The following is a 19,482-nucleotide window of genomic DNA, read 5'->3' as shown; positions in this document are numbered from 1 at the left end:
CAGCTAGCACGGCTCTGTAGGAGCCAACTTGTTGGCGAGGCGATCTGGCGGGGTGTCATGTCCAAAGCCTCGCGAACAAGTTCGCTCCTATCGGATCGAGGTGCACCAGCTAGCACGGCTCTGTAGGAGCCAACTTGTTGGCGAGACGATCTTGTGGCATGGCGCATTAATGCTTGAACATCACGTGACGCACCGTTGTGTAATCCTCTAGTCCGTACATCGACATGTCCTTCCCGTAACCGGACAACTTCTGACCGCCGTGGGGCATTTCGCTGACGAGCATAAAGTGCGTATTCACCCAAGTGCAGCCGTATTGCAAGCGGGCTGCCAACCGATGAGCGCGCCCTACATCTTGAGTCCAAATGGACGAGGCCAGGCCGTAGTCCGAATCGTTGGCCCACTCCAGCACCTGATCTTCATCATTGAATTGCGTCACTGAGACCACGGGTCCGAACACTTCACGACGCACGATTTCGTCGTCCTGCTGCACGTCGGCAATCACGGTGGGCTGGAAGAAGTAACCATTGCCATCGATGGCTTTGCCTCCCGTGATCAAGCGCGTGTGCGACTGCGCCACTGCGCGTTCGACAAAACCGGCCACACGATCACGATGTTGCGCGCTGATCAGCGGGCCAAGTTCGGTCTGGGGGTCACTCTGCAACCCGACCTTGATACTGCTGACCGCTGCGCCGAGTTTTTCGACGAACTGCTGGTAGATGCCCGCTTGCGCATAAATCCGGCACGCTGCGGTGCAGTCTTGCCCCGCGTTGTAGAAGCCGAACGTGCGAATGCCCTCGACGGCGGCATCAACGTCGGCATCGTCGAAGATGATCACCGGCGCTTTGCCGCCCAGTTCCATGTGCAGGCGTTTAACGCTGTCTGAGGTGCCGGAAATGATGTGCGAACCAGTGGCAATCGAACCGGTCAGCGAGACCATCCGCACTTTGGGATGCGTGACCAGCGGATTGCCAACGGTCTGGCCCCGACCAAGCACCAGGTTGAGCACGCCCGCCGGGAAGATATCGTTGGCCAGTTCGACCAAACGCAGGGCGGTGAGCGGGGTTTGCTCGGAGGGTTTGAGCACCACGGTATTGCCAGCGGCCAGCGCCGGGGCGATTTTCCAGGCGACCATCATCAGGGGGTAATTCCACGGCGCGATGGAGGCGACGACGCCGATCGGATCGCGACGGATCATCGAGGTGTGGCCGGGCAAATATTCCCCCGCCGCTGAACCACCCATGCAGCGGCTGGCGCCGGCGAAGAAGCGGAACACGTCGGCAATCGCTGGCAGCTCATCGTTCAGGGCGGCGTGATAGGGTTTGCCGCAGTTGTCGGATTCCAGCTTCGCCAGTTCCTCGGCGTTGGCGTCAATGGCGTCGGCCACTTTTAGTAACAGCAAGGAGCGGTCTTTCGGCGCGGTCTGCGACCAGTCGGCGAAGGCGGCGTCAGCAGCGCGCACAGCGGTGTCGACCTGAGCCTCGCTGGCTTCGTTGATTTCCACCAGCACCCGGCCCAGCGCAGGGTTGAACACCGGCTGAGCGGGACCTTCACCGGCGACCAGGTGGCCGTTGATCAGCAGTTTGGTTTGCATGAAATTGCCCTCTTCTTGGAACAAAACCGTTGTCAGAATGATTGCTTTCAATGTAGGAGCTGACGAGCAACGCGAGGCTGCGATCGGCCGCGAAGCGGTCGTGATCGTTAACAGGGTGAAGGCCGTTCCGTCCTTATCGCAGCCTCGCGTTGCTCGTCAGCTCCTACAGAAAATTGCGTTCACTTTCCGCCGCTGCCCGCCACACTTTCTCCACCCCGCGTCAGGTAATACGCGCCTAGGATCGGCACCATCGTCACCAGCATCACGAGCATTGCCACCACATTGGTCACCGGCACATCGCGGGGGCGGCTGAGTTGGTTGAGCAGCCAGATCGGCAATGTGCGCTCATGGCCTGCGGTAAACGTCGTGACGATGATTTCATCGAACGACAGCGCAAACGCCAGCATCCCGCCCGCCAGCAACGCGGACCCCAGATTGGGCATGATGATGTAGCGAAACGTCTGCCAGCCGTCGGCGCCCAGGTCCATCGAGGCCTCGATCAGGCTGTGGGAAGTACGGCGCAAACGGGCGATAACGTTGTTGTAGACGATCACGACACAGAAGGTCGCGTGGCCGACGATGATCGTGAACATCCCCGGCTCGATGCCCAGCGTCTTGAACGCCGACAACAGTGCTAGACCGGTGATGATCCCAGGCAGGGCGATGGGCAGAATCAGCATCAGTGAAATGCCGTCCTTGCCGAAAAAGTCGCGCCGATACAATGCAGCCGAGGCCAATGTCCCCAGCACCAGCGCGATCAACGTCGCGACGCAGGCGATCTGCAGTGACAGCTTGATCGACTCCAGCACGTCAGGCCGGGAGAACGCCACGCCGATCCACTTCAGGGTGAAGCCCTTGGGCGGGAAACTGAATGCCGCGTCTTGGGTGTTGAACGCGTAAATGAAGATGATCAGGATCGGGAAGTGCAAAAACACCAGCCCGCCCCACGCCGCGATTTTAAGGCCCCACGAGGCTTGGTTATCGCTTTTTGCTACAGCCTTAAAGCGCATCGAAAGCCCCCAGTCGTTTGACGATGGACAGGTAAATCGCGATCAGCACAATCGGCACTAGCGTGAACGCAGCCGCCATCGGCATGTTGCCGATCGCGCCTTGCTGGGCGTAGACCATGCTGCCAACGAAGTAACCCGGTGGCCCGATCAGTTGCGGCACGATGAAGTCGCCCAAAGTCAGCGAGAAGGTGAAGATCGAACCGGCCGCAATGCCCGGAATCGATAGCGGCAAAATCACGTGCATGAACGTCTGCCGAGGCTTGGCGCCAAGGTCGGCGGACGCTTGCAGCAGCGAAGGTGGCAGACGTTCCAGCGACGCTTGAATGGGCAGAATCATGAACGGCAGCCAGATGTAGACGAACACCAGGAAGCGCCCCAGGTGCGAGGTCGACAAGGTACTGCCGCCGACACCGGGAATGCCCAGGACGAAGTGCAACACTGGCTCCAGCCCCAAGTGCTGAACGAACCATTGCGCCACGCCGCCCTTGGCCAGCAGCAACGTCCAGGCGTAGGCCTTGACGATGTAACTGGCCCACATGGGCATCATCACCGCGATATAGAAAAACGCTTTGGTCTTGCCGGTGGTGTAGCGCGCCATGTAGTAGGCGATGGGGAAGGCGACGATGGCGCTGGCGATGGACACCGCAATCGCCATGCTCAGCGTGCGCTTGATCACGTCGAAGTTGGCTGGCTGAAACAGCGCTGAAAAATTCGCCAGGGTCAGGTCCGGCGTGACCGCCATGGTGAAGTCGTCGAAGGTGTAAAACCCCTGCCATAGCAAACCCAGCAGCGAGCCGAGGTAGATCGCGCCGAACCACAAAAGCGGCGCAATCAGTAGCAACGACAGGTACAGGTTTGGTTTGCGATAGAGCAGATTGGAGAAGCGTCGCAACGGAGACTGACCCGGCACCGGCGCTACGTGGGCGAGGGTCTGACTCATCTCAACGCACCCCGGCCGCAAGCTCGTTCGGCGTGTCATGCAGGGCAATCATGGCTTCGCGCGCCCAGCGTGCCGTGAGCCGCTGGCCGGTCAGGTGTTGCGCGCTGGTGTCCAGCCATTGCGTGTTGGCCTGGCTGATGCTCAGAACCTGACCGTTATCCAGCGTCAGTTCATAGCGGGTCGCGCTGCCTTGGTACTGGATGTCATGCAGCAGACCGCTGACTTCAATTTCGTGACTGCCCACCGGCCCGTCCGCAAAGCGAATGTGCTCGGGCCGAATGGAAAACGCCTGTGCCGCGCCGCTCAGTTGCTGGGCGAAATGGCCGCGCAAGACGTTGGAGGTGCCGACGAATTCAGCGACGAAGGTGGTCGCCGGTTTCATGTACAGATTGCGCGGGGTGTCGACCTGTTCGATGCGGCCTTTGTTGAATACCGCCACGCGGTCCGACATCGACAGCGCTTCGGTCTGGTCGTGGGTGACGAAGATGAACGTGATGCCGAGTTGGCGCTGGAGCTTTTTCAGCTCGCTCTGCATTTGCTCGCGCAGCTTAAGGTCGAGGGCGCCGAGGGGTTCGTCGAGCAGTAACACTCGCGGACGATTGACCAGCGCGCGGGCCAGCGCCACACGTTGCCGCTGGCCACCGGAAAGCTGCACCGGTTTGCGTTGGCCGTAACTGCCCAGGGCCACCATCTGGAGCGCTTCGTCGGCACGTTTGTAGCGCTCGGTTTTGCCGACGCCTTTGACTTTCAAGCCGTAGGCGACGTTGTCGAGGACGTTCATGTGTGGGAATAGCGCGTAATCCTGAAAGACGGTGTTGACGTCGCGCTGATACGGCGGCAACCCAACGGCTTCTTTGCCGTGAATACGGATCGAGCCGGCGCTGGGCTGCTCGAAACCTGCGATTAGCCGCAGGCAGGTGGTCTTGCCCGAGCCGGAGGGGCCGAGCATCGAAAAGAATTCGCCGTCCTTAATGTCGATGCAAACCCGGTCAACGGCCTTCACCTCGCCGAACACACGGGAAACGTTAGTGAACTGGACTGCAAGGGTCATGGTAGAGCTCCAGCTGGCATCGACGTAAACGCGAATCCCTGTAGGAGGCTGACGAGCACCGCGAGGCTGCGATCGCGATTTGCCTGACACACCGCATCGCAGCCTCGCGGTGCTCGTCAGCTTCTACAGGGGAATTAGGTCATTGCTCTAACGCCCGCCCATGATCGCAATGTAGTCCTGCGTCCACCTGCTATACGGCACGAACTTGCCGCCTTCGGCCTGCGGGGTTTTCCAGAAGGCGATCTTCTCGAACAGGTCAAACCCGTTGGTGGTGCAGCCCTCCGCGCCGAGCAACTCGCTGGATTTACACGCCGCAGGGACCACCGGCAGTGAACCGAACCAAGCCGCTACATCGCCCTGGACTTTTGGTTGCAGCGACCAGTCCATCCATTTATAGGCACAGTTCGGATGCTTGGCGTCGGCGTGCAACATGGTGGTGTCGGCCCAACCGGTGGCGCCTTCCTGCGGGATGGTCGATGCCACGGGCTGTTTGTCTGCCTGCAGGCCGTTGACCATGTAGCCCCACGAACTGGACGCCGCCACGCCTTCGTTCTTCACGTCACTCATCTGCACGGTTGCATCGTGCCAGTAGCGGTGAATCAACGGCTGCTGTTCACGCAGCAGATCGAGCACCGCCTTGTACTGGGTTTCGGTCAGTTGATAGGGGTCTTCGATCTTTAGATCAGGCTGTTTGGTCTTGAGATAAAGCGCTGCGTCGGCAATGTAGATCGGCCCGTCGTAGGCCTGCACTCGGCCTTTGTTAGGTTTGCCGTCGGGCAGGTCTTGCGGCTCGAACACCACGCTCCAGCTGACCGGCGGGGTTTTGAAGACATTGGTGTTGTACAGCAACACATTCGGCCCCCACTGATACGGCGTGCCATAGGTTTGCTTGTCTACGACATACCACTGACCGCCTACCAGGCGCGGGTCGAGATTTTTCCAGTTAGGGATCAGCGAGGTGTCGATGGGCTGCACGCGTTTTCCAGCAATCAAGCGCAACGAGGCGTCGCCGGAGGCGGTCACCAGGTCGTAGCCACCCTTGGTCATCAGGCTGACCATTTCGTCAGAAGTGGCCGCGGTCTTGACGTTGACCTTGCACCCGGTTTCTTCCTCGAAGCCCGTCACCCAGTCATACGCCTTGTCACTTTCACCGCGCTCTATGTAACCCGGCCACGCCACGATATCGAGCTGGCCTTCGCCATTACCGACAGCCTTGAGTGTTTCAGCTGCCTGCAGCGTGGCGCTGGCGAACAACGCGGTGATCACAGCGCTTAACAGCGTGGTCTTGTGCACTGACATGGGCTTCCCTCTTTTTCAAATTATGGTCGGGGCAGTGTGAAGTGACGATCTGGCGCAACGGCCTCATCGACGGGGCAATCCGCTTTTTGTTGTCGATTGGGCTGAGTCTATATCGTTTTATTCAAAGGGCCATTACGGGTAGCAACATCTGGAAGCACACCTGAGAACAGCGCCCGAACAGTTCGTTTTAATCTGCGAGCCGTTGAATCTTCCGACGACAACTCAGGATAAATCCTATGAATACCCGTGGATTGTTGGACCAGTTACTCAAATCCGGTCAAGACCTGCTCAAGAACAAGGCAGGCGGTGGTTCTCAAGTGCAGAACAAAAGCGGCGGCCAGGGCGGGCTGAGTGATCTGCTTGGCAAAGTGGGCGGCGGCAATCTGGGTGGTTTCTTGTCTGGCGCGGGTGGCGGCGCGGCGGCTGCAGGGGCGATGGGTTTGCTGTTGGGCAATAAAAGCGCGCGTAAGATGGGCGGCAAGGTGCTGACCTACGGTGGGCTGGCGGCGCTCGGAGTAATTGCCTACAAGGCATATGGCAACTGGCAAGCGAATCAAAGCGACGCGCCGCAGGCCGAGCCGCAAACCATCGACCGTGTGCCGCCCGCTCAGGTCGAGCAGCACAGTGAAGCAATCCTTCGGGCGTTGGTCGCAGCTGCCAAAGCCGATGGTCATGTGGATGACCGGGAGCGCGAGTTGATCGAGGGCGAATTCACCCGATTGACTGGCGACCAGGAGTTGCAGCACTGGCTGCACGCCGAACTGAACAAACCGCTGGACCCATCCGACGTGGCCCGCGCCGCGAAAACTCCGGAAATCGCCGCCGAGATGTACATCGCCAGCGTGATGATGGTCGACGAAGAACACTTTATGGAGCGGGCGTATCTGGACGAACTGGCCAAACAACTCAAGCTTGACCCTGCGCTCAAGACCGAACTGGAGACCCAGGTTCGTCAGGCGCAGTAAGCGCGCTGCCATGCGGCGCAACTCGCTCCAACAGAAAGCGTGTGCGCCGCGATACCGCTTCTGCGCAGAGGCCAGAACCAAAAATCGGGCAGCGCTGCAGATCCGCTTCTGCCAAAGGCGTAGGAGCTCTTCGAGGTTACGAGAGCAGCGATGGGCTGCGAAGCGGCCCCAAACCCCACGACCTTGGTTTCGTCAGACACACCGCGTGCACCGGTTTTACTGCCGCTGCGCGCCAGATCGCGAGCAAGCTACGCTCCTACGGCCTGCGGCCAGAATCAAAAGCGGGCAGCGCCACATATCCGCCTCAGCCTGCGGCCAGAATCCAAAACGCGCGATATCGAAAATCCGCCTCTGCCGAAGGCGTAGGAGCAATCGGAGGTAACGACGGTCGCGATGGGGCGCGAAGCGGCCCCAACCCCCACGACCTCAGTTCCATCAGACACACCGCGTGCACCGGTTTTACTGCCGCTGCGCGCCAGATCGCGAGCAAGCTACGCTCCTACGGCCTGCGGCCAGAAGCAAAAGCGGGCAGCGCCACATATCCGCCTCAGCCTGCGGCCAGAATCAAAACGCGCGACATTGGAAATCCGCTTCTGCCGAAGGCGTAGAAGCTCTTCGAGGTTACGAGAGCAGCGATGGGCAGCGAAGCGGCCCCAAACCCCACGACCTTGGTTTCGTCAGACACACCGCGTGCACCGGTTTTACTGCCGCTGCGCGCCAGATCGCGAGCAAGCTGCGCTCCTACGGCCTGCGGCCAGAAGCAAAAGCGCGCCACCCTTAAAGCAACGCCTCTTCATGCCGACAACTTGTCAGAAGCGTCTGATATCCGTGTCGGAAAGTTAGCAAAACAGGTCGGAAAGAGTCCGGTAAGTGCGTAAGCCGCTGGGCTATACTCCTGCTCGCTTTGGACCGTCCATCGGTCCGCTTCTTGAACCCGGCGTGGCCGCTGGCGTTGAACTCTTGAGGGCTGACTGTGAAGAACTGGACGTTGCGTCAACGGATTTTGGCGAGCTTCGCTGTGATCATCGCCATCATGCTGCTGATGGTAGTGGTGGCGTATACCCGACTGTTGTCGATTGAGTCCAGTTCGGAGGCGGTCAGTAACGACGCCATTCCTGGCGTGTATTACAGCACCCTGACCCGAAGCGCCTGGGTCGAAAGCTACCTGCGTACCCTGGAATTGCTCGGCGAAGACGAAGGCCGTCCGCTGACCAAGGAAGAGAAGGATCAGTACCAAGAGTTTGAAACGCGCCTGAACGCGCAAATGGCCAACTATCGCAAAACCGTCTTCGATGCAGCCGATCAGGCCGGTATCGACAATTTCGAGAAACTGCACCAGATCTTCAATAAAGCGCTCGATGACACCCTTCGTGCTTACGAGGCCAACGATTTCATTGGTGCCCGGCAGATCTTCAAAGAGCGCATGAACCCCGTTTGGGTCGACGGCCGCCGTCAGCTTAACGACATCATTGTGATGAACAAGAAAGTGGCGGATGACGCCTCCCTGGCGATCCATTCTGCGGTGCAGAGTGCCAAGCTAAGCATGGGCATTTCCTTGTTGGTAGCCGTGTTGGCGGCCGGGGCTTGCGGCCTGCTGCTGATGCGCACGATTCTGGCACCGATGACGCTGATCGTACGTATCCTCGATACCATGCGCACCGGCGATCTCAGCAGCCGTTTGAACCTGGACCGAAAAGACGAATTCGGCGCAGTGCAAACCGGCTTCAATGACATGGTCACTGAGCTTGCCGCACTGGTTTCTCAGGCGCAGCGCTCGTCGGTGCAGGTCACCACGTCGGTCACCGAGATTGCCGCAACCTCCAAGCAACAACAGGCCACCGCCACTGAAACGGCTGCAACGACCACCGAAATCGGTGCGACTTCCCGGGAAATCGCCGCGACATCCCGAGATCTGGTGCGCACCATGACCGAAGTTACTTCCGCCGCCGATCAGGCGTCGATCCTCGCAGGCTCCGGCCAGCAAGGTCTGGCGCGCATGGAAGAAACCATGCATTCGGTGATGGGCGCCGCAGACCTGGTGAATTCCAAGCTGGCGATCCTCAACGAGAAGGCCGGCAACATCAATCAGGTGGTCGTGACCATCGTCAAGGTGGCCGATCAGACCAACTTGCTGTCGCTCAACGCTGCGATCGAAGCTGAAAAAGCCGGCGAATACGGCCGTGGTTTCGCCGTGGTCGCCACCGAAGTGCGTCGCCTGGCCGATCAGACTGCCGTCGCCACCTACGACATCGAACAGATGGTTCGCGAGATTCAGTCCGCGGTGTCCGCAGGCGTCATGGGCATGGACAAGTTTTCCGAAGAAGTGCGTCGTGGCATGTTCGAAGTGACTCAGGTGGGCGAGCAGCTTTCGCAGATCATCCATCAAGTCCAGGCCCTCGCGCCACGCGTGCTGATGGTCAATGAAGGCATGCAGGCACAGGCCACCGGCGCCGAGCAAATCAATCAGGCGCTGGTGCAACTGGGCGATGCCAGCAGCCAGACCGTGGAATCCCTGCGCCAGGCCAGTTTCGCCATCGACGAGTTGAGCCAGGTCGCGATCGGGCTGCGCGGCGGCGTTTCGCGATTCAAGGTCTGAGTCGGATCGATGATCGAGCATTCAGCCAGACGCGGGTCGCCCGTGTTGCCCAAGAACAAGCTGTTTCTGCTGTTCCGGATCGGCGCCGAACGCTATGCGCTGGAAGCAGTGGAGGTGGCCGAAGTGTTGCCTCGGCTGGCGCTCAAACCGATCGCTCAGGCGCCGCATTGGGTTGCTGGCGTGTTCGCTCATCGCGGTGCGGTTATCCCGGTCATCGATCTCAGCGCGCTGACGTTCGGTCAGCCTGCCCAATCGCGTACCAGCACCCGTCTGGTGCTGGTGCATTACCGGCCTGATGCAGACCGAGCGGCGCAACTGCTCGGACTGATTCTGGAACAGGCCACCGATACCCTTCGTTGTGGCGCCGCCGAATTTAAAGAGTACGGCGTAGACAACCGCCAGGCGCCGTATCTGGGCCCGGTGCGCGAAGACGAAGTGGGGCTGTTGCAGTGGATCCGCGTTCAGGACCTGCTTAACGAGTCAGTGCGTGAACTGCTGTTTCCGTCCCAGCCGCTGAGCGTTGACGCGTTCGAGGCGATGCCATGAGCGAAGACGCGCGGTTCTTCGCGTTTCTCAAGGATCGCATCGGCCTGGACGTGGCGTCGGTGGGCGAGGCGATCATCGAGCGCGCCGTACGCCAGCGCTGCACTGCCTCCCACGCGTCGGACAGCGATGCTTATTGGCAACTGCTCACGGGTTCGGCAGACGAACAACAAGCGCTGATTGAAGCGGTGATCGTCCCCGAAACCTGGTTTTTTCGTTACCCCGAATCCTTCGCCACGCTGGGCAAACTGGCTCTGACGCGCCTGGCTGAACTGGGCGGCGTGAGGCCATTGCGCATCCTCAGTTTGCCGTGCTCGACCGGCGAGGAGCCGTATTCCATCGCCATGGCGTTGTTCGATGCAGGCGTTGCGCCGGCGCAGTTCAAGGTCGATGCGGTGGACATCAGCCCTCTTTCGATCCAGCGCGCCCGGCGTGGCGTGTACGGCAAAAACTCGTTTCGTGGCGATCAGCTCAGCTTTCGTGAGCGGTATTTTCAACCGGTCGAAGAGGGCTATCAGCTCGATGAACGCGTGGCTGATCGCGTGGACTTCCAGTCCGGCAACTTGCTTGATCCGCACATGCCACTGGCGCAATCGGCCTACGATTTTGTGTTCTGTCGCAACTTGCTGATCTATTTTGACGTGCCAACACAGCGCCTCGGGTTTGAAGCGCTCAAGCGCATGACCCGCGAGGAAGGCGTGCTGTTCATCGGTCCCGCCGAGGGCAGTTTGCTGGGGCGCATGGGCATGAGTTCCATCGGCATCCCACAGTCATTTGCATTTCGCCGTCGGGCAGAAGTGGCGCTGGAGCAACCAGTGATCGCTGCGACCTGGCCAATAGCCGAGCGTGCCAGAGTCGCGGTCAAAGCGCCCGTTCCGGCGCCGGTTCGTGCACCGATCAGATCGTTCTCGCCCCTCAAACCGTCTGTGGCAATGACTCCAGACAGCGACGCCAGCACATTGCTCGCCAGTATCGGCAGCCTGGCCAACGAAGGCAAAACCGCTGACGCCAAAGCCGCCTGCGAACGCTACCTCAAACGTCACGAACCGGTGGCGGCGGTGTTCTATTGGCTGGGCCTGCTCAGCGAAGTCGCGAGCGACACGGCTCAGGCGTTGGGTTTTTACCGCAAAGCGTTGTACCTGCAGCCGCAGCACCCTGAAACGCTGGCGCAAATGGCTGCGTTGCTCGCAAGCCAGGGCGATGTCGCCGGGGCCAGACGTTTGCAGGAGCGTGCCGCGCGCGGGATGAATAAAGAAGGACGCATTCGATGAGCCAGTTGCACAGCGAATTGATGGTCACCGATGACGCCCACACCATCGATGATTGCTGGAACCGGATCGGCATTCACGGCGACCGTTCGTGCCCCTTGCTGGTCGAGCACATTCATTGCCGCAACTGCTCGGTGTACTCGGCGGCGGCGACCCGGCTGCTGGACCGCTACGCCTTGGTGGTGCAGGACCGCGCCGTGGTGCAGTCGAGCATCCTGCCGGGCGAAATCAAGACCCGCTCCATTGTGGTGTTCCGTTTGGGGGAGGAATGGCTCGGGCTGCCCACCCGCTGCCTGGTGGAAGTGGCGAATCTGCAGACCATTCATTCACTGCCGCATCAACGCTCGCGGGCACTGTTGGGCGTGGCCAATGTGCGTGGCGCACTGGTGGCCTGTATCTCGCTGGTGGAGTTGCTCGGGCTTGATACCGCCAGCGGCGCAGTGCCTTCGGGCCGAATCATGCCGCGCATGTTGATCGTTGCTGCTGAAGGCGGTCCGGTGGTGGTGCCGGTGGACGAAGTCGATGGTATTCACGCCATGGAAGAGCACTTGCTGGACGCAGCTTCTGCGCCAGGTGAACACGCTACAGCCAGGTTCACTCAGGGCGTTTTGCAGTGGAAGCGGCGCAGCCTGCGCCTGTTGGACGAACAACAAGTGCTGTCTGCTGTGAACCGGAGCCTCACATGACCCCCGACTGGATGCGTGACGCTTCGTTGTTCGAACTCTTCACTCTGGAGGCCGAAGCCCAGACTCAAGTGCTGAGCGCAGGCTTGCTAGCCCTGGAGCGCAATCCGACCCAGGCCGATCAGCTCGAAGCCTGCATGCGCGCAGCGCACTCACTCAAGGGCGCGGCGCGGATCGTCGGCGTCGATGCTGGCGTCAGCGTCTCCCACGTCATGGAAGATTGCCTGGTCAGTGCCCAGGAAGGCCGACTTCACTTACAGCCCGAACACATCGACGCCTTGCTGATGGGCACTGACCTGCTGATGCGCATCGCGACACCGGGTGCCAGCAGTATCGGGCCATCTGATGTCGACGGCTACGTGGCGCTGATGAATGATCTGCTCAACCCACTGACTGCCGCGACGCCGCTGGGCGAGCCGCTTTCAGCCGATGAGTTGCTGTTGGCCAACGCGCAATTGCTGCTGGCTGTTTCGCCTGGATCAGTCCCGGTACCAGTCCCGACACCAACATCGTCGCCAACGGTGCTCCCTCAAGACGCGGGGCTGCCGGACGTCTCGCCTGAAGCCGCAGCAATCCCGGACGCTGACGCCGATTCCGAACGTGTCACTAAAAACGCGCTGCCCCGAGGCGAACAACGCCCGGCCCAGGGCGCCGAGCGGGTCTTGCGGGTTACCGCTGAGCGGCTGAATAACTTGCTGGATCTGTCGAGCAAATCGCTGGTGGAGACTCAGCGTCTGAAGCCGTACTTGGCCGCAATGCAGCGGGTCAAACGCTCCCAAAGCGGTGCGAGCCGGGCGCTCGACAGCCTTGAAGCGCTGCTCGATGCGACGGTCGATCCCGATGCCCAAAAAGCGCTGGAAGAAGCGCGCCGCCTGTTGAGCGAAGCGCAGCATTTGCTGATCCAGCAAACCGCTGATCTGGATGAGTTCGGTTGGCAAGCCGGCCAGCGCGCGCAGTTGCTCTACGACACCGCGCTCGCCTGTCGCATGCGCCCGTTTGCCGATGTGTTGGCAGGCCAGGCGCGGATGGTCCGTGATCTGGGCCGTTCCCTAGGCAAGCAAGTGCGGCTTGAGATCGACGGGGAAAAAACCCAGGTTGATCGTGACGTGCTGGAAAAACTCGAAGCGCCGCTGACCCATCTGCTGCGCAACGCGGTGGATCACGGTATCGAATCCCCCGAGCAACGGCTGGCGATGGGCAAGTCGGCCGAAGGGCTGATCCAGCTCAAGGCCTCGCATCAGGCCGGTTTGCTGGTGGTGGAGTTGATTGATGACGGCGGCGGTGTCGATCTCGAAAAACTGCGCAGCAGCATCATCGAACGCAAATTGTCGCCCATTGAAACTGCCTCGCAACTGAGCGAGGAGGAGCTGCTGAGCTTTCTGTTCTTGCCAGGTTTCAGCATGCGCGACAAGGTCACTGAGGTGTCCGGACGCGGCGTCGGCCTGGACGCGGTGTTGCACATGGTTCGGCAGTTGCGCGGCGGCGTCGAACTGGAGCAGCGCGCAGGCGAAGGCAGTCACTTTCATATCGAAGTGCCGCTGACCCTGTCGGTGGTGCGCAGCCTGGTGGTGGAGGTGGGCGGCGAAGCTTACGCCTTCCCGTTGGCGCACATTGAACGCATGCGCGACGTGCAGGCCGACGAAATCGTGCAACTGGAAGGGCGTCAGCACTTCTGGCACGAAGAGCGGCATGTCGGGCTGGTCGCTGCCAGCCAGTTGCTCAATCGACCACAAAGCCAGAGCGCCGAAGACGTGCTCAAAGTGGTGGTAATCCGCGAACGCGATGCAGTCTATGGCGTGGCCGTCGAGCGTTTTATCGGCGAACGCACGCTGGTGGTGCTGCCGCTGGACCCGCGTCTGGGCAAGGTCCAGGACATCTCCGCCGGTGCGCTGCTGGACGATGGCTCGGCGGTATTAATCATCGACGTCGAAGACATGCTGCGCTCGGTGGAGAAGCTGCTCAACACCGGACGGCTGGAGCGTATCGACCGGCGTAATCCTCAGGCTAATGCGTTACCACGCAAGCGTGTGCTGGTGGTTGATGACTCCCTGACAGTACGCGAGCTGGAGCGCAAATTGCTCCTCAGCCGTGGCTACGAAGTGGCGGTGGCCGTGGATGGCATGGACGGCTGGAACGCCTTGCGCGCCGAAGATTTCGATTTGCTGATCACTGATATCGACATGCCGCGCATGGACGGTATCGAACTGGTCACTCTGTTGCGGCGCGACAGCCGGCTGCAGTCGTTGCCGGTGATGGTGGTGTCGTACAAGGACAGAGAGGAAGACCGTCGTCGCGGGCTGGACGCGGGTGCCGATTATTATCTGGCCAAAGCCAGTTTTCACGACGATGCACTGCTCGATGCCGTCGTTGAGTTGATAGGGGAAGCGCAAGGATGAAAATCGCTATCGTCAACGACATGCCCATGGCCATTGAGGCGTTGCGCCGCGCCATTGCTTTCGAGCCTGCGCATGAAGTGGTCTGGGTCGCTCGCGATGGCGCGGAAGCTGTCGAGCGGTGCGCCGAGCTGACACCGGACGTGATCCTCATGGATTTGATCATGCCGGTGATGGACGGGGTAGAGGCGACTCGGCGTATTATGGCGGCCACGCCGTGCGCCATCGTGATTGTGACGGTTGACCGCGAGCAAAATGTGCACCGTGTCTTCGAAGCCATGGGCCACGGCGCGCTGGATGTGGTCGACACACCCGCCATCGGCGGTGGTAATCCGAAAGAAGCAGCGGCGCCGCTGTTGCGCAAGATACTGAACATTGGCTGGCTCATCGGTCAACGTGACAGCCGGGTAAAGGCAGCGCCGGTGCCGGTGCGTGAAGCCGCCCAGCGTCGGGGGTTGGTGGCGATTGGATCGTCGGCTGGCGGACCGGCCGCGTTGGAAGTGCTGCTCAAAGGGCTGCCGGTGAACTTTCCGGCCGCCATCGTCCTGGTGCAGCATGTGGACCAGGTGTTTGCCGCAGGGATGGCCGAGTGGCTGAGTTCATCGTCCGGCATGCCGGTGCGGCTGGCTCGCGATGGAGAGCCACCACAACCCGGCGAAGTACTGCTGGCAGGGACGAACCACCATATTCGCTTAACGAAAAACGGCTCACTGACTTACACAGCAGAGCCGGTGAACGAAATTTATCGGCCGTCGATCGATGTGTTTTTCGAAAGCGTAGCCAGCTATTGGAACGGTGATGCAGTGGGCGTTTTGTTGACAGGTATGGGCCGTGATGGGGCACAAGGACTCAAGCTGATGCGTCAGCGCGGGTTTTTGACCATCGCCCAGGACCAGCAAAGTTGTGCGGTGTACGGCATGCCCAAAGCGGCCGCTGCCATTGATGCCGCCAAAGAGATTCGCCCACTGGACACGATTGCGCCTCGCTTGAAGGAGGCATTCAGCCAATGATTTTCCAGGTGATTTCACAGTCCGTCTGTGACCAGGAGACTGTTAATGCATGATTTGCAGTTGGGCGACGTAAAGACGACCGACGAAAACGCCGCGATGGTGCTGCTGGTTGACGATCAGGCGATGATCGGCGAAGCGGTGAGACGCGGGCTGGCGCATGAAGACAACATCGACTTCCATTTCTGCGCTGATCCGCATCAGGCCATCGCGCAAGCGGTGCAGATCAAGCCAACAGTCATTCTGCAGGACCTGGTGATGCCGGGCCTGGACGGGCTGACGCTGGTGCGCGAATACCGCAACAACCCGATGACCCGTGACATCCCGATTATTGTGCTATCGACCAAGGAAGACCCGCTGATCAAAAGCGCGGCCTTCGCGGCCGGCGCTAACGATTACTTGGTCAAGCTGCCAGACAACATCGAACTGGTGGCGCGCATTCGCTATCACTCGCGCTCCTACATGACGCTCTTGCAGCGCGATGAGGCTTATCGGGCGCTGCGGGTCAGTCAGCAACAGTTGCTCGATACTAACCTGGTGCTACAACGGCTGATGAACTCCGACGGCTTGACCGGGCTGTCCAATCGCCGGCATTTCGATGAGTACCTTGAGCTGGAGTGGCGCCGCGCGATGCGTGAGCAAGGTCAGCTGTCGCTGATGATGATCGACGTGGACTACTTCAAAGCCTACAACGACAGCTTCGGCCATCTGGAAGGCGACGAAGCGTTGCGTCAGGTAGCCAAGGCCATTCGCGCCAGCGGCAGCCGTCCCTCGGACTTGCCAGCCCGTTACGGCGGCGAAGAATTCGCGCTGGTGCTGCCCAATACGTCCCCAGGGGGCGCGCGTCTTCTGGCCGAGAAGCTGCGCCAGACCATCGCCGGCATGAGCATTCCCCACAACGCCCCGGTGGAAGGCTCGGTGCTGACGGTCAGCATCGGCCTGTCCACCGTGGTGCCACAGGTGGGCAGCCACAGCCGCCAGTTGATCCAGAGCGCGGACCAAGGGCTGTATGCGGCCAAGCACAATGGGCGTAATCAGGTGGTGGTGGGTTAACACGTTTAGGAGCGCGCGTGCCCGCGAAGGTGGCGTGTCAGCAGCATTGCTTCGCAGCCTCGCGGTGCTCGTCAGCTCCTACAGGTCTTGCGAAATGGCCGATGGTTTTGTAGGAGCTGACGAGCACCGCGAGGCTGCGAAGCGGTTTATCTGACACAACGCAATCGCGGGCAAGCGCGCTCCTACAACGGGCGCAGTCTCATATTGACAACCCTGCCCAACGGCCTGCCATCCCAAGGCCGGCTAGGGTATACTCGCCGGCTTTGAAAATTTCGCCTGCGAGTGCTGCCTACCATGGAAATCAACCCGATCCTAAACAGCATCAAGGACCTGTCCGAGCGTTCCGAAACCATTCGGGGGTATCTTTGACTACGATCACAAACATGATCGTTTGACCGAAGTTAACCGCGAGCTCGAAGATCCAAACGTCTGGAACAAACCCGAATACGCACAGAGTCTGGGCCGCGAGCGTTCGCTGCTGGCACAGATCGTCGACACCCTGGACGAAATGTCCACCGGGCTGGTCGATGCCAAAGACCTGCTGCTGATGTCCGCCGAAGAAGAAGACCAGGCCGCCGTCGATGACGTCGCGGCCGAAGTCGAGCGCCTGCGCGAATCGTTGGAAAAGCTCGAATTCCGTCGCATGTTCAGCGGCGAAATGGACCCCAACAACGCCTACCTCGACATTCAGGCCGGTTCCGGCGGCACCGAGGCTCAAGACTGGGCCAACATCCTGTTGCGCATGTACTTGCGCTGGGCTGACAAGCGCGGCTTTGAAGCCATCATCATGGAATTGTCTGCCGGCGAAGTCGCCGGGATCAAAGGCGCCACCGTGCACATCAAGGGCGAATATGCCTTTGGCTGGCTGCGGACCGAGATCGGCGTACACCGACTGGTGCGCAAAAGCCCGTTCGACTCCGGCAACCGTCGTCACACCTCGTTCTCGGCCGTGTTCGTGTCGCCGGAAATCGATGACAACATCGAAATCGACATCAACCCGTCCGACCTGCGCATCGACACCTATCGCTCCTCAGGTGCCGGTGGTCAGCACGTAAACACCACCGACTCCGCGGTACGTATCACCCACGTTCCGACCAACACCGTGGTCAGTTGCCAGAACGAACGCTCCCAGCACGCGAACAAAGACACCGCCATGAAAATGCTGCGGGCGCGCTTGTACGAGCAGGAAATCCAGAAGCGTAATGCTGCATCCCAAGCCGTTGAAGACACCAAGTCCGACATCGGCTGGGGTCATCAGATCCGCTCCTACGTGCTCGACGCTTCGCGGATCAAGGATCTGCGCACCAGCGTTGAACGCAGCGACTGCGACAAAGTGCTCGACGGCGACATCGACGAATACCTGATCGCGAGCCTCAAGCAAGGGCTATAAACGCGACACCACTGTTGCGGGCCGGCACGTCATCATGACGCTGCCGCCCGCGATCCCTCGTCCAAGTCGAGGGGCAACGAACCTGTGATGGAAAATCAAAAGACATGAGCGACCAACAACTCGACCCGCAAGCCCTGCAACAGGAAGAAAACTCCCTGATCGCCCTGCGCAAGGAAAAGCTTGCCGCCGAGCGCGCCAAGGGCAACGCCTTCCCCAACGACTTCCGCCGCGACAGCTACTGCAATGATCTGCAGAAACAGTACGCGGACAAGACCAAGGAAGAGCTGGCAGAGGCTGCGATTCCGGTCAAGGTTGCCGGTCGCATCATGCTCAACCGTGGCTCGTTCATGGTGATCCAGGACATGACCGGTCGCATCCAGGTCTACGTCAACCGCAAGACCCTGTCCGAAGAAACCCTGGCCTCGGTGAAAACCTGGGACATGGGCGACATCATCGCGGCCGAAGGCACACTGGCGCGCTCCGGCAAGGGCGACCTGTACGTTGAAATGACCACCGTGCGCCTGCTCACCAAATCCCTGCGTCCGCTGCCCGACAAACACCACGGCCTGACCGACACCGAGCAGCGCTATCGTCAGCGCTACGTTGACCTGATCGTCAACGAAGAAGTGCGCGAGACCTTCCGCGTGCGCTCGCAAGTCATCGCCCACATTCGCAGCTTTTTGATGCAGCGCGATTTCCTCGAAGTCGAAACCCCGATGCTTCAGACGATTCCGGGTGGCGCAGCGGCTAAACCGTTCGAGACTCACCACAATGCGCTGGATCTTGAAATGTTCCTGCGTATCGCGCCTGAGCTGTACCTCAAGCGGCTGGTTGTGGGTGGTTTTGAGAAGGTGTTCGAGATCAACCGCAACTTCCGTAACGAAGGTGTCTCGACCCGTCACAATCCTGAGTTCACGATGCTTGAGTTCTATCAGGCGTACGCGGACTACGAAGACAACATGGACCTGACCGAAGAGCTGTTCCGCGAATTGGCGCAGCTGGTTCTGGGCAGCACCGATGTGCCTTACGGCGACAAGGTATTCCACTTCGGCAAGCCGTTCGTGCGCTTGTCGGTGTTCGATTCGATCCTCAAGTACAACCCTGAGTTGACTGCCGATGACCTGAACGACATCGACAAGGCCCGCGCGATCGCCAAGAAAGCCGGCGCCAAGGTGCTGGGCTTCGAAGGTCTGGGCAAACTGCAGGTGATGATTTTCGAAGAGCTGGTCGAGCACAAGCTCGAGCAGCCGCACTTCATTACCCAGTACCCGTTTGAAGTCTCGCCGCTGGCTCGTCGCAACGATGACAACCCGAACGTCACCGACCGCTTCGAGCTGTTCATCGGTGGTCGTGAAATCGCCAACGCCTATTCCGAGTTGAACGACGCGGAAGACCAGGCCGAGCGCTTCATGGCGCAGGTGGCGGACAAAGACGCGGGCGATGACGAGGCGATGCACTACGACGCCGACTTCGTGCGCGCGCTGGAATACGGCATGCCGCCAACGGCGGGCGAGGGCATCGGTATCGACCGTCTGGTCATGCTGTTGACCAACTCGCCATCGATTCGCGACGTGATCCTGTTCCCGCACATGCGGCCACAGGCGTAATTGCTGTATGAAATAGCCGCCTGAGTTGGGCGGCTTTTTTTTGTCTGTTCAGTGAGTGTTCAGGCGCCTGCAAGAATGCTATCGCG

The 19,482-nt window shown here is 60.2% G+C and carries 15 protein-coding genes; 10 read left to right on the top strand and 5 right to left on the bottom strand.

Features of this window, described 5'->3' with window-relative positions; translation table 11 throughout:
- Positions 1-166: 166 nt before the first annotated feature.
- The 5 genes from ACWKWM_RS12295 to ydcS form a co-directional block, all read right to left on the bottom strand.
- On the bottom strand, positions 167-1,591 hold the full coding sequence (locus ACWKWM_RS12295) for a gamma-aminobutyraldehyde dehydrogenase (protein ID WP_483846407.1): 1,425 nt from the start codon (positions 1,589-1,591) through the stop codon (positions 167-169).
- A gap of 179 nt (positions 1,592-1,770) precedes the next feature.
- A complete protein-coding gene (locus ACWKWM_RS12290) occupies positions 1,771-2,601 on the bottom strand; it encodes an ABC transporter permease (RefSeq protein ID WP_483846406.1) in 831 nt (276 codons plus the stop codon).
- A complete protein-coding gene (locus ACWKWM_RS12285) occupies positions 2,591-3,541 on the bottom strand; it encodes an ABC transporter permease (protein WP_483846405.1) in 951 nt (316 codons plus the stop codon). Before ACWKWM_RS12285 ends, ACWKWM_RS12290 begins: the two co-directional genes overlap by 11 nt.
- A 1-nt stretch (position 3,542) precedes the next feature.
- A complete protein-coding gene (locus ACWKWM_RS12280; protein ID WP_483846404.1) occupies positions 3,543-4,592 on the bottom strand; it encodes an ABC transporter ATP-binding protein in 1,050 nt (349 codons plus the stop codon).
- A gap of 147 nt (positions 4,593-4,739) precedes the next feature.
- Entirely contained in the window at positions 4,740-5,891 is a 1,152-nt protein-coding gene (ydcS, locus tag ACWKWM_RS12275) for a putative ABC transporter substrate-binding protein YdcS (protein ID WP_483846403.1), read from the bottom strand.
- Between the two features lie 236 nt (positions 5,892-6,127).
- On the opposite strand from ydcS, the gene ACWKWM_RS12270 reads away from it, so the two are divergent.
- The 10 genes from ACWKWM_RS12270 to lysS all read left to right on the top strand — a co-directional run bounded on the left by ACWKWM_RS12270 (position 6,128) and on the right by lysS (position 19,396).
- Positions 6,128-6,856 (top strand): tellurite resistance TerB family protein, encoded by a 729-nt coding sequence (locus ACWKWM_RS12270; RefSeq protein ID WP_483846402.1) that lies wholly within the window; start codon positions 6,128-6,130, stop codon positions 6,854-6,856.
- Between the two features lie 973 nt (positions 6,857-7,829).
- Positions 7,830-9,452 (top strand): methyl-accepting chemotaxis protein, encoded by a 1,623-nt coding sequence (locus tag ACWKWM_RS12265; protein ID WP_483846401.1) that lies wholly within the window; start codon positions 7,830-7,832, stop codon positions 9,450-9,452.
- A 9-nt stretch (positions 9,453-9,461) separates the two neighbouring features.
- On the top strand, positions 9,462-9,998 hold the full coding sequence (locus ACWKWM_RS12260; RefSeq protein ID WP_483846400.1) for a chemotaxis protein CheW: 537 nt from the start codon (positions 9,462-9,464) through the stop codon (positions 9,996-9,998).
- Positions 9,995-11,266: a CheR family methyltransferase gene (locus ACWKWM_RS12255; RefSeq protein WP_483846399.1), complete on the top strand. Its 1,272-nt coding sequence runs from the start codon at positions 9,995-9,997 to the stop codon at positions 11,264-11,266. Before ACWKWM_RS12260 ends, ACWKWM_RS12255 begins: the two co-directional genes overlap by 4 nt.
- The gene (locus ACWKWM_RS12250) at positions 11,263-11,949 is read left to right on the top strand and encodes a chemotaxis protein CheW (protein ID WP_483846398.1); all 687 of its coding nucleotides are present in this window, start codon (positions 11,263-11,265) and stop codon (positions 11,947-11,949) included. Before ACWKWM_RS12255 ends, ACWKWM_RS12250 begins: the two co-directional genes overlap by 4 nt.
- Positions 11,946-14,342 carry a response regulator gene (locus ACWKWM_RS12245; protein ID WP_483846397.1) on the top strand — a complete coding sequence of 799 codons (2,397 nt, stop codon included), beginning with the start codon at positions 11,946-11,948 and terminating at the stop codon, positions 14,340-14,342. The genes ACWKWM_RS12250 and ACWKWM_RS12245 overlap by 4 nt, the downstream gene beginning before the upstream one ends.
- Entirely contained in the window at positions 14,339-15,349 is a 1,011-nt protein-coding gene (cheB, locus tag ACWKWM_RS12240) for a chemotaxis-specific protein-glutamate methyltransferase CheB (RefSeq protein WP_483846396.1), read from the top strand. Before ACWKWM_RS12245 ends, cheB begins: the two co-directional genes overlap by 4 nt.
- Before the next feature lie 45 nt (positions 15,350-15,394).
- Positions 15,395-16,399, top strand: coding sequence for a diguanylate cyclase domain-containing protein (locus tag ACWKWM_RS12235; protein WP_483846395.1), 1,005 nt, complete (start codon positions 15,395-15,397; stop codon positions 16,397-16,399).
- 294 nt (positions 16,400-16,693) lie between these two features.
- A protein-coding gene (prfB, locus tag ACWKWM_RS12230) for a peptide chain release factor 2 (RefSeq protein ID WP_483846394.1) occupies positions 16,694-17,789 on the top strand; the annotation gives its coding sequence in 2 pieces (ribosomal slippage) (positions 16,694-16,765 and positions 16,767-17,789; 1,095 coding nt in all).
- 104 nt (positions 17,790-17,893) lie between these two features.
- Positions 17,894-19,396 (top strand): lysine--tRNA ligase, encoded by a 1,503-nt coding sequence (gene lysS, locus ACWKWM_RS12225; protein WP_483846393.1) that lies wholly within the window; start codon positions 17,894-17,896, stop codon positions 19,394-19,396.
- The last annotated feature ends 86 nt before the right edge of the window (positions 19,397-19,482 follow it).

The organism is Pseudomonas rosaeacicularis (genome assembly GCF_057128745.1).
This window is presented reverse-complemented; position numbering and strand designations above follow the sequence as displayed.